The sequence below is a fragment of the Collimonas rhizosphaerae genome, from assembly GCF_038896935.1.
In the GTDB taxonomy this organism is placed as follows: Bacteria; Pseudomonadota; Gammaproteobacteria; order Burkholderiales; family Burkholderiaceae_D; genus Collimonas; species Collimonas rhizosphaerae.
This window is the reverse complement of record NZ_JBANDC010000021.1, coordinates 1-14,398: the sequence shown is the minus strand read 5'-3', so window position 1 is coordinate 14,398 and position 14,398 is coordinate 1. Positions and strand designations below refer to the sequence as shown.

The following is a 14,398-nucleotide window of genomic DNA, read 5'->3' as shown; positions in this document are numbered from 1 at the left end:
AAGAGAACAATTATGTCACAAGCCGCCGACGTATCCACTACCATCGCCGCCACTACCGCAGCCCCGGCAGCGCCGGTGCGGCCCAATGAATTCAACCTGATCTGGGTCGACATGGAAATGACCGGCCTCAACCCGGACAGCGACCGCATCATTGAAGTGGCGGTGGTGGTGACAGACCCGCAACTGAATATCCTGGCCGAAGGCCCGGTGTTTGCGATCCACCAGCCGGACGAGATCATGGACGGCATGGATGCCTGGAACAAGGGCACCCACGGCCGTTCGGGCCTGATCGAGAAAGTCAAAAACTCGACCGTGACCGAAAGCGAGGCTGAACTGGCCCTGATCGAGTTCCTGAAGAAATACGTGCCGAACGGCAAGTCGCCCATGTGTGGCAACACCATCTGCCAGGACCGCCGCTTCATGGCGCGCGGCATGCCCAAGCTGGAAGCGTTTTTCCATTACCGCAACCTGGACGTGTCGACCTTGAAGGAACTGTGCCGCCGCTGGAAGCCGGAACTGGCCAGCGGTTTCAAGAAGCATCAAAAGCATACCGCGCTGGCGGACATCATCGAATCTATCGAAGAACTGCGCTATTACCGCGAGCATTTCATCAAGGAATAACACTGCGGCGGGTGGCTATCCTGCCCGCCCGCTGTCTTGCCTGATGCGTCTTCGCTCAATCTTCCTTTGAATCGATACCGCAGCATTTCTTGAATTTCTTGCCGCTGCCGCAAGGGCACTCGTCATTGCGGCCGACCTTCGGCGCCTCGCGCTGTATCGTCTTGACCGCGGACTTGCGGTGCGGCAGCCAGTAACGGTAGATTTCCGGAATCGCGGCTTCCACTTCCACCGCCAGCTTGTGGCGCTGCACCGGATCGTCGCGCAGCGCCATTTCTTCCTCTTCCAGCTCTTCCGCGCCCAGCAGGTAGATTGGCCGCACCACCTGCGCCAGGTTGGAATGCCAGATCGGCTCCCAGGCTTTGGCGCGCAGGTTGATGCCTTCCCAGAAACCCCAGGTCCAGGCTTCGCCGTCAAGCAGCGACTTGCCTTCGTATTCCTGTTCGCAAAACAGCGGTTCGTATTCTTTTGGCGCCACTTCCAGCGTGACCGCGATTTCATTCATGTAGCGCGCGATCAGGCCGACGATTTTTTCATATTCCTTGTCGGACTTGAATTTCGGCGCGTCTTTCAGCGACGGTCCCCACACGTGCGGCAGCCACTCGCCCAGCAGCACCTGCTCCGGGCCGATCACCAGCGCCGTCAGGTAGCCGTGCAGGGTATCCATGGTCATGCTGTCTTCAGCGCAGCGATCGGACAACAGGAAGTCGTCCAGTTCGTCAAATTCTTTGTCTGAGAGGGGTTCGTCGAGATTCATGGAAATGGCCGCTTAAATTTACGATGGAAATGGGATACGGATTTTACGATTGAAATGGCCGCGGGCTGGAAAATATTCGAGCTGCTTGCCTGCGTACAATCATTTATCCTGTAACAAGTCTATCCAGATCAGGCCATCTTATATGAAAAACAGAGCATTAACCCCGGCCGATCTAGCATCCTGCCGCCAGCTGAGGCGAGGATCCATCCTCGACTCGCCGTCTTCATTCGTGCCCACGCATGAGGAAGAACGCATGGCCCTGTAGCTCGATGCGGCATGGCGCCGCAATTACGGTTCATAAACGCGCATGAAACTGGCGAAGCGCGGGATGCCGCTGTCATTCAAGCCGCGGAAGCGGTAAGTCACGACGCTGCCCAAGGGCGGCGGCCGGCGCCGCTGCAGGTCGCTTAAGCCGCTGCCGAGCTTGAAGCGCCGGCCGTCCGGCGTTTCCACCAGCAGGGCGCCAAGCATGCCCTGGTATTTTCCGTTGCCCGGCAGATGGCCGATGACCGCGGCTTCGGCATCTTCATGGGTTTTGACCTTGAGCAGGTCGTCGCTGCGTTGTGTGCGGTAAAGCGAAGCGCCCAGGTGCAGCATCAAGCCTTCGCCGCCTTGCTTGACGGTCTGTTGCAGCAAGCGCTGCAGGGTCGCGTGGTCGCCCAGCTTGAATTGTTCCACCGGCTGCACCCAAGGCACGGCAAGTTTGGCGAGCATGTCTTGCAAGGCTGGCAGGCGCTGTTCGAAGGTGCCGGGGTGGGCCGGCAGGTCGAACACCATGAAGCGCATGCGGCGCCAGGCGGCATCGTCCGGCGTTTCGCGGCGTACGGTGGAAACCGCGCGGCTGAACTGCTGGCGGCCGGCCCACAGTTCGCCGTCCAGCGCGGTTTTCGGCCAGTTGGCGGTGAACCAGTGTGGGGCGTTGATCCGCTGGCCGCCGCGCGTCAGCAATTTTTCGCCATCCCAGTAGCCGCGCACGCCGTCGAGTTTTTCGCTGATCCAATAATCGGCCAGGGTTATGCCGGGATGGTAAATATTGGCCAGCATCAGCGGCGGCGCTGCAGGGGGTGTCGCCGCTGTTGCGATGGATGGCCGACCGAGAAAGAAGCAAAGCAGCGCGGTGCTCAGCAATCTGGCGATAATTGACGATAACGCATGCATGGGACGTGGACTGTCAGGCAAGGAAGCGATATCGTAAAACGACGTTGCCTGTAGAAGCGCCCCGCAAGCGCGATTTGCGATTTAGCTTATATGCACGAAATTCAGTTCCACCCCGTTCCCGGCCGGGTCGCGCAAGAAAATCTGTTTTTGCTGCGCAGACGGCACAAACGCCACCTGGTAGGGCAGCGCATGCGCCTGCAGGCAAGCTTCCATTTCTTCCGGATCGACGCAACTGAAGGCAACATGGTCGAAGGTGGTGGCGATATCGGTATGCCTGATATCGCCGGCGCGCGCTTCGCTCAGGTGCAGCACGGCTTGGTCGCCGGCGTACAGCCAGAATCCGAAACTGTCGAAGGGCGGCCGCGCACCCGCTTCCAGGCCGATCACCTCGCAATAGAATTCCTTCAGCTGCAATAGCAGCGCACGCGGCGCGCGCAGGTTGTAATGGTTGAGGGCGATGGCTGGCACAAGCTGCTCCCGGCAATGGTGAACGATGCAAGAGTATTAGTGTAATCGATGCGATGAGCGCGCCGCTGGCGCTTACAATAGCCGACATGACAATCCCAAGCCCCGCCTCATTCTCTACCCTGACTCCCGACACCGTGCTGGACGCGCTCGACAGCATCGGCCTGCACGGCGACGGCCGCCTGCTGGCGCTCAACAGCTATGAAAACCGCGTGTACCAGATCGGCATGGAACAAGAGCCGCCGCTGGTGGCCAAGTTCTACCGGCCGCAACGCTGGAGCGACGCAGCCATCCTGGAAGAGCATGGTTTCGTGCAAGAGCTGGTGGAGCGGGAAATCCCTGTGGTCGCCGCCTGGGCCGACGTGGACGGCCGCACCCTGCATCAGTTCGACGGTTTCCGCTTTGCAGTGTTTCCACGCCACGGCGGCCGCGCGCCGGAGCTGGAGGACAGCGCCACGCTGGAATGGCTGGGACGTTTCCTCGGCCGCATCCACGCAGTCGGCGCACTCAGCAGCTACCAGCACCGGCCGACGCTGGATATCGTCAGTTTTGGCGAAGAACCCAGCGCTTTCCTGCTGGCCAACGGGTTTGTGCCGGAGGATCTGCTGGAAGCCTATCGCAGCACCGTGAGCCAGGCCTTGGAAGGCGTGCGCCGCTGTTTCGAGCGCGCCGGCAGCGTCGGCGCCTTGCGCCTGCATGGCGATTGCCACGGCAGCAATGTGCTGTGGACCGACGCCGGGCCGCATTTCGTCGATTTCGACGACAGCCGCATGGGGCCGGCAGTGCAGGATCTGTGGATGCTGCTGTCGGGAGAACGGCGCGACATGGTGCAGCAGATGGGCAGCTTGCTGGCCGGCTACGAGGATTTCTGCGATTTCGATACGCGCGAGCTGTACCTGATCGAAGCGCTGCGCACCTTGCGGCTGATCCATTACGCGGCGTGGATAGCGCGGCGCTGGGACGACCCGGCTTTCGCCGTGGCTTTCCCCTGGTTCAATACCCAGCGTTACTGGCAGGATCGGGTGCTGGAGCTGCGCGAGCAGATCGCGCTGATGGACGAAGCGCCGCTGTGGCAGGCATGAAGCCGGCCTGACGCGGCTTGGTGCGGGTTAGTGCGACACCGACTTCGAGAAGATGTTCAGCACCAGCACGCCCGCGACAATCAGGCCGATGCCAGCCAGGGCCGCGGCATCCAGGCTCTGTTTCAGGAACAGCCAGCCGACCAGCGCAATCAGCGCAATGCCGATGCCTGACCACATCGCATACACGATCGCCACCGGCAAGGTGCGCAAGGTCAGCGACAGGAAATAGAACGCCGTCAGGTAACCGGCCACCACCACGATCGACGGCACCAGCCGCGTGAACTCGGCGCTCGCTTTCAGGGCGCTGGTGGCAATCACTTCGGCGACGATGGCAATCAATAGATAGACCCAATGCATGACTTCTCTCCTGGCTAAAAAACAAAACGGTACGAAACTCTAATCGATAGCGGCAAACAGCTCTGTAACAAAATCGACAAAAACCCTGACCTTGGCCGACAATTGATGGCTCTGGTGATACACCACCGACACCGGCGGCCCCGGCGTCGACCAATCCGCCAATACCGGCGCCAGCAGGCCGTCGCGGATCTGCGGATTGAGCGACAGCGTCAGCAGCTGGACGATGCCGGCGCCGCTGGCCGCCGCGTGGATCAGGGTTTCCGCGTGGTTGATCGCGATATTGCCGGGTGGCGCCCAGCTCAGTTCCTGCTTGCCCTTGCTGAAAGTCCAGGGCACGTTCTGGCCGCTGTTCGGATGAATGAACGCCAGGCAGCGGAAATCCTGCAGTTCCTGCGGCGTTTGCGGCGTGCCGTGCTGCGCCAGGAATGCGGGCGAGGCGCAGCACAGGTTGCGGGTCTGGTAGATGCGGCGCGCCACCATGCTGGAATCCTTCAGCTCGCCGATGCGTATCCAGACATCGCCGCGGCCTTCCACCATGTCCACCATGCGGTCGCCCACATTGAGCCGGATCGACAGCTCTGGATATATGGCGCTGAAACGCGCCAGCGCCGGCGCCAGGTAGATGCGCGCAATCACGGTCGGCACGTCGACGCGCAAGATGCCTTGCGGCGTCACGCGCCGGCCTTGTAGCCCGTCTTCCAGCTCGCTCATGTCGCCCAGCAGGCGCTGGGCGCGCTGGTAGCAGCTATGGCCGTCGTCGGTCAGCGAGATCTTGCGGGTGGTGCGGTTCAGCAGGCGCACGCCGAAATGCCGCTCGAGGGCGGCGATATGATTGGTGATGGTGGCGTTCGACATCTCCAGCTGTTCAGCCGCGCGGCTGAAGCTGTTCAGTTCCACCACCTGGCAAAACACCCTTAACGATTCCAGCCTGTCCATGATGATGATTTTATATTATTTAAATTAATTAAAAAATGATTTTAATTATTGCCTATTTTTCTGAATATTAAAAAGGATGATAATGCCAAAAACCAGATCGTATTGATACGACGCCAACTTCCCAGGAGACACGCATGGCCGTCGCGACAAACAGCAGCCCGATAGACATTCCCGCCTTGATCGACCGCAGCCGCATCGGCGGCTTCCAGGTCGTCATGCTCAGCCTGTGCGCCATCTGCCTGATCATCGACGGTTTCGACGTCCAGGCCATGGGTTACGTGGCGCCCGCCATCATCCAGGAATGGGGCATCGCCAAGGCCAACCTGGGGCCGGTGTTCGGCGCCGGCCTGTTCGGCATGCTGCTCGGTTCGCTTGCCTTCAGCATCCTGGCCGACCGCATCGGCCGCCGTCCGGTGCTGATTTGCGCCACTTTGTTCTTCGCTGCCTGCATGCTGCTCACGCCGCTGGCCGCCACGGTAGGGCAGCTGATCGTCTTGCGTTTCATTACCGGCCTCGGGCTGGGCGCGATCATGCCGAACGCGATGGCGCTGGCCGGCGAATACAGTCCGCTGCGCAAGCGCGTCACCCTGATGATGCTGGTGTCCTGCGGCTTCACCCTGGGCGCGGTGCTGGGAGGTTTGCTGTCGGCGGCGCTGATCCCGCGTTTCGGCTGGCAGTCGGTATTCCATGTCGGCGGCCTAGTGCCGCTGGTGATCGGCGTGCTCATGATTTTCCTGCTGCCGGAGTCGATGCAGTTCCTGGTGTTGCGTGGAAAAAAGCTGGAGCAGGTCGGCAAGTGGCTGCGCCGCATCGATTCCGATGTCGTTATCAGCGAGGATACGCGCTACGTGGTTAACGAAAAGGCCGGCAAGGGTGCGCCCATGCTGCAGCTGTTCCAGGAAGGCAGGGCCAGGGTCACGATCCTGCTGTGGATCATCAATTTCATGAACCTGGTCAACCTGTATTTCCTCTCCAACTGGCTGCCGACCATCGCCAAGGACGCCGGCCTGTCCACCGCCACCGCGGTGATGGCCGGCACCACCCTGCAGATAGGCGGCACGCTCGGCACCCTGGTCATGGGCCAGCTGATTGACCGTTCCGGCTTCCGCCGCGTGCTGATCCCGGTATTCCTGGTGGCTGGCCTGGCGGTGTTCCTGATCGGCCGTCCCGAGATTTCGCTGCTGTTCCTGTTCGCCAGCATCTTCGTCGCCGGCTTCTGCATTGTCGGCGGCCAGCCGGCGGTCAATGCGCTGGCCGGCACTTACTACCCGACCACCTTGCGCTCCACCGGCATCGGCTGGAGCCTGGGCGTCGGCCGCATCGGTTCTATCGTCGGGCCGGTGCTGGGCGGCGAGCTGATCCGCCTGAACTGGCCCAACAGCACCATTTTCATCGTGCTGGCGGTGCCGGCGCTGGTGTCAGCCGCGATGCTGGTGCTGATGCAAGAGACTTCTCATCGCAGCAAAGCGCAAGCCGTCGTTGCGCATTAAGATCAGAACTTGAACCAAGGATGAAACCCATGGAAAACACGCTCCGCAGTCAGCTCCATTACCAGTCCGGATTTTGCAACGACTTCGCCAGTGAAGCCTTGCCCGGCGCCTTGCCCGCAGCCCAGAACTCGCCGCAGAAAGCGCCTTACGGCCTGTATGCAGAGCAGCTGTCCGGCACCGCGTTCACTGCGCCGCGCGCACACAACAGGCGCTCCTGGCTGTACCGCATCCGCCCGGGTGCGATGCACCACGCCTTTGAAAAAATCCAGCAGCCTCTGCTGGCCAGCGGCCCTTTTGCCCAGTCCGATACGCCGCCCGACCAGCTGCGCTGGAATCCGCTGCCGATGCCGGCCGACGGCCAGGCCGTCGATTTTATCGACGGCATCGTCACCTTCGCCGGCAACGGCGATGCCGCCGCCCAGGCCGGGGTGGCGATCCATCTGTATGCGGCAAACCGCTCCATGCACGACCGTTTCTTTTACGATGCCGACGGCGAACTGCTGATCGTGCCGCAGCAAGGACGCTTGCTGGCCCGCACCGAACTCGGCGTGCTGGAAGTCAAGCCGGGCGAAATCGTGGTGATTCCGCGCGGCATGCGCTTCCGCATCGAACTGCCGGACGGCAGCGCGCGCGGCTATATCTGCGAAAACTACGGCGCCGCTTTCCAGCTGCCGGAACTGGGGCCGATAGGCTCCAACGGCCTGGCCAATGCGCGCGATTTCCAGGCGCCGGTAGCCGCCTATGAAGACCGCGAAGGCGAATTCCAGCTGCTGGCCAAATTCGGCGGCCGGCTGTGGGCTGCGCGCATCGGCCATTCGCCGCTGGACGTGGTGGCCTGGCATGGCAATTACGTGCCGTACAAGTACGACCTGGGCCTGTTCAACACCATCAACACGGTCAGCTACGATCATCCCGACCCGTCGATCTTCACGGTGCTGACATCGCCCTCAGATACGCACGGCACCGCCAATGTCGATTTCGTGATTTTCCCGCCGCGCTGGATGGTGGCCGAGCACACGTTCCGTCCGCCATGGTTCCACCGCAACGTCATGAGCGAATACATGGGCCTGATCCACGGCGCCTATGACGCCAAGGCCGACGGCTTCACGCCCGGCGGCGGCAGCCTGCACAACTGCATGAGCGGCCACGGCCCGGACGCCGCCACTTTCGACAAGGCATCCAGCGCGGCGTTGGCGCCGCACCGCATCGACAATACAATGGCCTTCATGTTTGAAAGCCGCTACGTGATCCACCCCACACCCTATGCACTGGCGACGCCGCTGCTGCAGAAAGACTACCTGCAATGCTGGCACGGCCTGCAAAAGCATTTCACCGGTCAACCTTGAGAGAAAAGACATGATGCAAACCAACGATCCCGCACTGAAATCATTTATCCCGGTTGCGCCTGAATCGCATTTCCCAATCCAGAACCTGCCGTTCGGAATTTTCAGCAACGCCGCCAATCCGGCGCCGAGAGTAGGCGTGGCAATCGGCGACCAGATCGTCGACCTGGCTGCGCTGGCCGAAGCGGGTTTGCTGAACGCCGGCCCGGAAGTGTTCCGCCAGGCCGCCCTGAATCCATTCATCGCGCTGGGCCGCGCAAGCTGGCGCAGCACCCGCGCCGCGGTCAGCGATCTGCTGCGCGAAGACAACCTGCAGCTGCGCGACAACCAGGCCTTGCGCGCCAAGGCGTTGATTGCCCAAGAGCAGGCAACGATGCACCTGCCGCTGGAAATTCCCGGCTACACCGATTTCTATTCGTCCAAGGAACATGCGACCAATGTCGGCTCCATGTTCCGCGATCCGGCCAATGCGCTGCTGCCCAACTGGCTGCACATCCCGATCGGCTACAACGGCCGCGCCAGCTCGGTAGTGGTCAGCGGCACGCCGCTGCAGCGGCCGATGGGCCAGCTGAAATTGCCCGATGCCGACGCGCCCATCTTCGGCGCCTGCCGCAAGCTCGATTTCGAACTGGAAACCGGCTTCATCATCGGCCAGCCGAACGCGCTCGGGGAGCCCATCGACATCGCCGATGCAGAACAGCATATCTTCGGCATGGTCTTGCTCAACGACTGGAGCGCGCGCGACCTGCAGCAATGGGAATATGTGCCGCTCGGCCCGTTCAACAGCAAGTCGTTCGCGACGTCGATTTCGCCTTGGGTGGTCACGATGGATGCGCTGGAACCATTCCGCGTCGCCAGCCCGGCACAGCAGCCGGAGCCGCTGCCGTACCTGCAGCAGAGCGGCAAGAACGGCTACGACATCACGCTGGAAGTTTCGCTCAAGCCGGGCGCAACCGCGGCAGCGCAAACCATCTGCCGCACCAATTTCAAAGCGATGTACTGGACCATGGTGCAGCAGCTGGCGCACCACACGGTTTCCGGCTGCAACACCCGCATCGGCGACCTGATGGGTTCAGGCACCATCAGCGGCAGCACGCCGGAATCATTCGGCAGCCTGCTGGAACTGACCTGGAACGGCAAGAACCCGCTGGCATTGGCAGACGGCAGCCAGCGCAGTTTTATCCAGGATGGCGATGAGGTAGGGATGACCGGCTGGTGCCAGGGCGATGGCTATCGCGTCGGTTTCGGCGCGGTCAGCGGCAAGATATTGCCGGCGCGCGGCTGACAGGAATGCAGGGATTAAAAAAAGAGCCGTGGTTACCACGGCTCTTTTTTCTTGCGCAGCGTCGTATCAGGCAACCTTGTTGGTCGACAGATCCCAGCCGCCCGAAGTATTGCCGCCCGAACCGCCGGCGATTTTTTGCTGGGTGTATTTCCATTTGACCTTGGAATACTTGAGGCTGACGGTTTCAGTCAGCACGCTGCCTTCCGTGACGGATGGCGCGACGTCGGAAATCAGCAGGTTTTCCAGCTCGATCTCGAAATAGCGGATGCGCTCGCCCTTGCCGTCGGCACGCAGGAATTCGAACTTGGCCTTCGGGATGGTCTTGCCCGACGAGCAGTTTTGCAGCAGCAGCGGCGAAGCCAGGTCAGCCAGCTTGGTGATCACGATATCCTTGTGCTCGCAACGCTCGGCCGTATGGCCGCCACCGGTGGATGCGGTGGCCGACTTCGGCTGCAGCACTTCCCACTGCACCGATTTGCACTCGATCCAGTCTTTATGGATGTCGTCGGTGGATTCCCCTTTGATGCCGTCAATTTGCAGATATACGTCGATTGCCATGGTTTTGCCCCTTAGTTTAAAAAGTGAAGCCCGGTTGACGCTGCTGGCCCCGCTAGAGAGCGGAGTGAAACTGGAAGTCCATCAAGTGGAATGTGTGGCGTAAATGCGGGACTGTCGGATAGACCCCAGTGGTCCGCGGCACATCGGGAATCGATGGAAAGTAATTCCGCAAGGCAATTTTAAACCATATTTTTGACGATATCTTAGGTCTTCGATACTAAATAACATTGCCGTTTTATCCATATCCCGGTTTCGAGCCTTGGCTATGCAGTCCGAATTGGTTGATATCAAGAGGACGCCGCCGGGGAAGGTAACTACCTGCAGAACTTATTGCGCCATTGCCTTCAGCGCGGCCTGGGCCAGGAATCCCGATCGGGTCAGTTGATGCGACTTGGCGAAAGCATCGATGTCACGCAAGAGATTTTCCGGCAGCGAGATGTTGAGCCGTACGGGCTTGGTGTTGATTTTCGAACGGTCGATATCGACCAGCATCCAGAAGCCGCCGGCGTAGTCCGCCGCATCCTTCCATTCCTCGATGGATGACGCCTCGGGGATATGCGCTTCACCCTCGTACATGGTTGCCGCAGCTTCCTGCGCCATTGCCGGAAGATCATTCAATTCGTCGGCGGCGGTAAATACACCGGGCAGATCGGGAAAGCGGGCGCCATAAGCGCTATCGCCGTCCTTCCATACATAAAGTGGATATAACATTTTGTCCTCATTTCAGTCCAGCGTGTTTCAGGATGCTCTCGGCTGTTCCTAGCGGAAGATCTTTCTTCGGATGCGGAACAATTACCGACTTGCCAGTAATCGGGTGGCGGTATTTGTGATGGCTCCCGTGTGTGGAAACATATTTCCAGCCGGCCGCTTTCAACTGCTTGATGATGTTTGTGCTGTTCCTATTATTATACACAAAACTACACAATTCAATAATGATTTTGTGTATTCTTGTGTATCCACGATGCATGATAAGTAGTTGGAATTCAGAGGACTTCGAATACTTGAATGTCATGAAAAGCCGACTTTCGCGATAGAGGCAAAAGTCTGAAAACAGCTTCGGAATTGCGTGCGGGCACGAGAGCATGGATAAAAATGTCCGGGCGTAAAAAAAGCCGCCAAAAAGGCGGCTTGGAATCTGCGCAGAAACGCTTACCGGTGCGGCACCCCATCCCGCCACTCACCCCAATGCGTCACGATATCCTGCACCAGCGGATTCCCTGCCCGGTACAGGTTCTCGGTGGCCGGCACGAAACCGCCCTGGTCAGCATAGTTGAGCAGGTTGTCGGCGCTGGTCTGTCCCTGGTAAGGCCGGTCGAAATCCGACCCCGTGCGCAATGCCGCCACGCGGTTCAAGTCCACCCGCTTGATGCTCGATGCGCGCTTCAATGCTTCAAAGGTTGCATTGTCTTCCTGCGCTGTCATGCAATACACGCCCTTGTTGTCGGTGAGGATCTTGGTCCATTCGCGCGCGCGTTCGCCCAGCAGCGTGCCTGACCACCAGGTGTTGCCGGAAGCGATGTCGCACTGGACTACCGTCGGCGGCTGGTTGGCCGGCGCGTAACCGAACTTGGAGCGTGCTACCTGCGCCTGCGCGCTGTCGGCCAGCGCTACATTGCGCGACAACGCAAACGCGGCGTCGGCCAATTTCGGATTCAGCTGGAATACTTCGTTGCGGTAGTCGAGCGGCGGTTTTTCGCTCGGGCTCTTGGTGTTGATGCCGAGATAGCCGGTTTTCCAGCCGGCCGGGATTTCGCGCGCATCGAGTTCCCACTGGATGCCGAAATCGACCAGGTACTTGGCCCAGGCTGCCGAACCGACAGTACCGCGCGCCGGATCGACGCCGGCGATGCCGGAGATCAGGAAATAGGTATGGCGCAAGTCGAAGCGCTGCGAAAACGTCAGGGCCATGATCGACGCCGAGGCATTGGCGTAGCCCATGCCGGTGGTGATCACGCAGACATCCTGCTTGTTGCAGTTAACGTTCGGATAGTCTGGCGACAGGCCTGGCACCGCGACGGTTTTCCACGGGCCGAGGCGGTCCAGCCAGGCTTGGCCCTCGGGACCGAACATGGTGATGATCATCACCTTGACGGGGCGGTTTTGCGCATTCGATTCGGCCAGTCCGTCGCTGCCCCTGTCTTGTGCGATCGACGGGCCGGTGGCGCAGGCGGCAAGCGATAGAACTGCGGTGGCGATAAGCGAACGAGTCATCATGGGTTTTCCTTGTGCAAAGTAGGACCTGTAGTCTACCTGTGAAAGCCAGATATTGTTACCGCAATGCAACATCAGCGGCTATGTGCCGGGCGTAAAAAAGCCGCCCGGAGGCGGCTTGGTCAAATGCTGTCGGGCCAGCGGTTCAAAGATAAATGACGGCCAGCACCACGCCGATGATCAGGCCGAACTTGATGCACATGTACAGCGGCTTGCTGAATTTCTTCAGCGCGCGCCGGTATTGGCCGGCGGCCCAGACGAAGCGGAACAGCTTGTTGATGCCGCCGGTCTCGTCGCCGGTTTCATTGGGCGATGCGGCGGCGCTCATCATGTGGCGGCCGAGCCAGCGGTTGATTGCCTGCGCCCAGCGGTAGCGCATCGGCCGTTCGATGTCGCAGAAGATGATGATGCGGTTGCTGTCGCAGCCGTTCTGCGCCCAGTGGATGAATGTTTCATCGAACACCACGCCCTGGCCGTCGCGCCAGCTGTAGCGCTGCTGGTTGACTTCGATGAAGCAGCGGTCGTCGTTGGGCGTGACCAGGCCCAGGTGGTAGCGCAGCGAACCGGCGAACGGGTCGCGGTGCGGATTGAGGGTGCCGCCGGGAGCAAGTTCGGCAAACATCGCGGCCTTGACGCTCGGCGTGCTGCGCAGCAGGGCCACGGTCTTGGGGCAGAACTGTTCGGCCGAAGGATGGCTGGCGTCGTACCATTTCAGGTAGAAGCGTTTCCAGCCGGCCTTGAAGAAGGAATTGAAACCGGCGTCATCGTTCTTTTCCGCGGCGCGGATCTTTTCCAGGCCGATCAGGCCCTTGGCTTCATCGCGTATGGTTTCCCAGTTGTCTTCCAGGATCTTCAGGTCGGCGAAGGTGCTGGTCGGCAGGTAGGGCGTGTTGGTCGGCACCTTGGAAAACATGTACATGAAGATGTTGAGCGGGGCCATGATCGACGAATGGTCGAACAGCTGCCGGAAAAACGGCAGGCGCGCCTTGCCGCGGAAATGCACGTACAACACCGATAAAAGGAAAATACTGACTACTGCCCATTTCATAAAAATGTGCTCCGTTACAAATAAGCCGCCATTTTATCTCTTTTGCGCCTGTTGTCCGTTATCCAAGCCGTTTGTTACCCTGGCTTGTTGCGCAGGAGAATGTTTGAGGAAGCCGCGGCCATCATTGCGGCAGTCAATATGTTCCAATGTCGTAAAGATCAACAGGGGCAACCGGTGCTTTAAAAAGAAGAATGAAGATCGTATCTTCAATCTCAGGACGCACTGCTCCTCCTGTCCATAGAAGCTGTGAAGGACGCCGGCATCAAGCTCTTCAATCAGCATGTCCAGGGCCTGCTCGCGCAGCTATCCAAGATTCCCTATTTTTTGTTGAGAAAGCTGAAATGTTCCGCCCGCCAAAGGAACCGGCTCCTTTGGCAGGCGGATGCATGGCTTACGGATGTGCGAGTGTACTGGCATCAGTCCAGGTGTAGCCCAATGTCGTAATGCACTGAATTATGTTTTTGAAGTCGCTGAATCCCGTCGTAACCAATGGCGCGAGTGACGACTCCAGCCAGAACGGATGAAAGAAGAAAGATGCGAATCCATCTCGTACCACCGTGGCATATTGGGCATTAAGACAAATATCCTGCCAAGTATAGGTAACGTTTGAAAACGGATCGATGGCGCTGATATTGTATTCAACATTCCCCAGATTTTCCGGCACGTTCCACTGGCCGTAGTAGTCTTGCCTGATGACGTAGGGGAAGAACTGTCCAACTGAAAAATCCTTACCCGTGGTTGCCGTAAAATTAGGGGTGTCGGAGGTGTAATAGACGGCGCGCTGATAGGTTGTATTAAATGCTAGCGGTATAGCTTTCGTGCTTAGCGGCGACGCCTGATAGTGCGGAGTCTCCCAGGCAAATGGCTTGGCGTAACCGTTATTCTTGAATTCTGCCAGCCCGGCCAGGAGACGTCCCAATGCCCATGGCGAGAATAGCGGGATAATGCCGGCGACCAGATCTTCGGTCACCGGGGTATTTGCCACGGCATTCCAGAATTCAAAATCATCGGCGCTGACCCCTGTATTCTTATTCCGCATCGAATCGTATTGATGGGTATATCCATGCATCACAAGCTTCCCGCCTCGCGC

At 59.6% G+C, this 14,398-nt stretch carries 17 protein-coding genes; 5 read left to right on the top strand and 12 right to left on the bottom strand.

The features are described 5' to 3' along the window. The first annotated feature begins 12 nt into the window (after nucleotides 1–12). Nucleotides 13–621, top strand: coding sequence for an oligoribonuclease (gene orn, locus V8G57_RS22465; RefSeq protein WP_092401144.1), 609 nt, complete (start codon nucleotides 13–15; stop codon nucleotides 619–621). Between the two features lie 55 nt (nucleotides 622–676). Here orn and V8G57_RS22460 read toward each other — a convergent pair whose 3' ends face one another. From V8G57_RS22460 to V8G57_RS22450, 3 genes are all read right to left on the bottom strand, one after another. Continuing rightward, complete coding sequence (locus V8G57_RS22460; protein WP_092401147.1) at nucleotides 677–1,375, bottom strand: UPF0149 family protein; 699 nt, start codon at nucleotides 1,373–1,375, stop codon at nucleotides 677–679. A 288-nt stretch (nucleotides 1,376–1,663) separates the two neighbouring features. Further along, nucleotides 1,664–2,533, bottom strand: a complete 870-nt coding sequence (locus tag V8G57_RS22455) for a DNA ligase (protein WP_342831343.1) — start codon at nucleotides 2,531–2,533, stop codon at nucleotides 1,664–1,666. Nucleotides 2,534–2,614: 81 nt separating this feature from the next. Further along, nucleotides 2,615–3,001: a VOC family protein gene (locus V8G57_RS22450; protein WP_342831292.1), complete on the bottom strand. Its 387-nt coding sequence runs from the start codon at nucleotides 2,999–3,001 to the stop codon at nucleotides 2,615–2,617. An 86-nt stretch (nucleotides 3,002–3,087) separates the two neighbouring features. Between V8G57_RS22450 and V8G57_RS22445 the strand changes: the two genes are divergently transcribed. After that, on the top strand, nucleotides 3,088–4,080 hold the full coding sequence (locus tag V8G57_RS22445) for a serine/threonine protein kinase (protein WP_342831291.1): 993 nt from the start codon (nucleotides 3,088–3,090) through the stop codon (nucleotides 4,078–4,080). Between the two features lie 27 nt (nucleotides 4,081–4,107). On the opposite strand, the gene V8G57_RS22440 is transcribed toward V8G57_RS22445, so the two are convergent. Together V8G57_RS22440 and V8G57_RS22435 are read right to left on the bottom strand one after the other, a co-directional pair. Continuing rightward, entirely contained in the window at nucleotides 4,108–4,437 is a 330-nt protein-coding gene (locus V8G57_RS22440; RefSeq protein ID WP_092401156.1) for a DMT family transporter, read from the bottom strand. 39 nt (nucleotides 4,438–4,476) lie between these two features. Next, nucleotides 4,477–5,373, bottom strand: a complete 897-nt coding sequence (locus tag V8G57_RS22435; protein ID WP_342831290.1) for a LysR family transcriptional regulator — start codon at nucleotides 5,371–5,373, stop codon at nucleotides 4,477–4,479. A gap of 134 nt (nucleotides 5,374–5,507) precedes the next feature. On the opposite strand from V8G57_RS22435, the gene V8G57_RS22430 reads away from it, so the two are divergent. The 3 genes from V8G57_RS22430 to fahA are packed head-to-tail and all read left to right on the top strand — an operon-like array spanning nucleotide 5,508 to nucleotide 9,491. Then, the gene (locus V8G57_RS22430) at nucleotides 5,508–6,863 is read left to right on the top strand and encodes an MFS transporter (RefSeq protein ID WP_342831289.1); all 1,356 of its coding nucleotides are present in this window, start codon (nucleotides 5,508–5,510) and stop codon (nucleotides 6,861–6,863) included. A 29-nt stretch (nucleotides 6,864–6,892) separates the two neighbouring features. Then, nucleotides 6,893–8,209 (top strand): homogentisate 1,2-dioxygenase, encoded by a 1,317-nt coding sequence (gene hmgA / locus V8G57_RS22425; RefSeq protein ID WP_092401165.1) that lies wholly within the window; start codon nucleotides 6,893–6,895, stop codon nucleotides 8,207–8,209. A 10-nt stretch (nucleotides 8,210–8,219) separates the two neighbouring features. Continuing rightward, complete coding sequence (gene fahA, locus V8G57_RS22420; protein WP_342831288.1) at nucleotides 8,220–9,491, top strand: fumarylacetoacetase; 1,272 nt, start codon at nucleotides 8,220–8,222, stop codon at nucleotides 9,489–9,491. A gap of 66 nt (nucleotides 9,492–9,557) precedes the next feature. Here the strand turns inward: fahA and V8G57_RS22415 are convergent, their stop codons facing one another. The 7 genes from V8G57_RS22415 to V8G57_RS22385 form a co-directional block, all read right to left on the bottom strand. Then, on the bottom strand, nucleotides 9,558–10,049 hold the full coding sequence (locus tag V8G57_RS22415) for an Hcp family type VI secretion system effector (RefSeq protein ID WP_092401171.1): 492 nt from the start codon (nucleotides 10,047–10,049) through the stop codon (nucleotides 9,558–9,560). A gap of 327 nt (nucleotides 10,050–10,376) precedes the next feature. Beyond that, on the bottom strand, nucleotides 10,377–10,760 hold the full coding sequence (locus V8G57_RS22410; protein ID WP_092401174.1) for a type II toxin-antitoxin system HicB family antitoxin: 384 nt from the start codon (nucleotides 10,758–10,760) through the stop codon (nucleotides 10,377–10,379). A gap of 7 nt (nucleotides 10,761–10,767) precedes the next feature. Further along, the gene (locus tag V8G57_RS22405; protein WP_425458321.1) at nucleotides 10,768–11,016 is read right to left on the bottom strand and encodes a type II toxin-antitoxin system HicA family toxin; all 249 of its coding nucleotides are present in this window, start codon (nucleotides 11,014–11,016) and stop codon (nucleotides 10,768–10,770) included. Between the two features lie 182 nt (nucleotides 11,017–11,198). Further along, nucleotides 11,199–12,263, bottom strand: coding sequence for a purine-nucleoside phosphorylase (locus V8G57_RS22400; RefSeq protein WP_092401177.1), 1,065 nt, complete (start codon nucleotides 12,261–12,263; stop codon nucleotides 11,199–11,201). Between the two features lie 142 nt (nucleotides 12,264–12,405). Beyond that, nucleotides 12,406–13,308, bottom strand: coding sequence for a lipid A hydroxylase LpxO (lpxO, locus tag V8G57_RS22395; protein WP_092401180.1), 903 nt, complete (start codon nucleotides 13,306–13,308; stop codon nucleotides 12,406–12,408). Nucleotides 13,309–13,341: 33 nt separating this feature from the next. Continuing rightward, complete coding sequence (locus V8G57_RS22390; RefSeq protein WP_342831287.1) at nucleotides 13,342–13,590, bottom strand: hypothetical protein; 249 nt, start codon at nucleotides 13,588–13,590, stop codon at nucleotides 13,342–13,344. A 109-nt stretch (nucleotides 13,591–13,699) separates the two neighbouring features. Continuing rightward, nucleotides 13,700–14,398: DUF2334 domain-containing protein (locus V8G57_RS22385; protein WP_342831286.1), on the bottom strand; the 699-nt coding region annotated here is incomplete at its 5' end.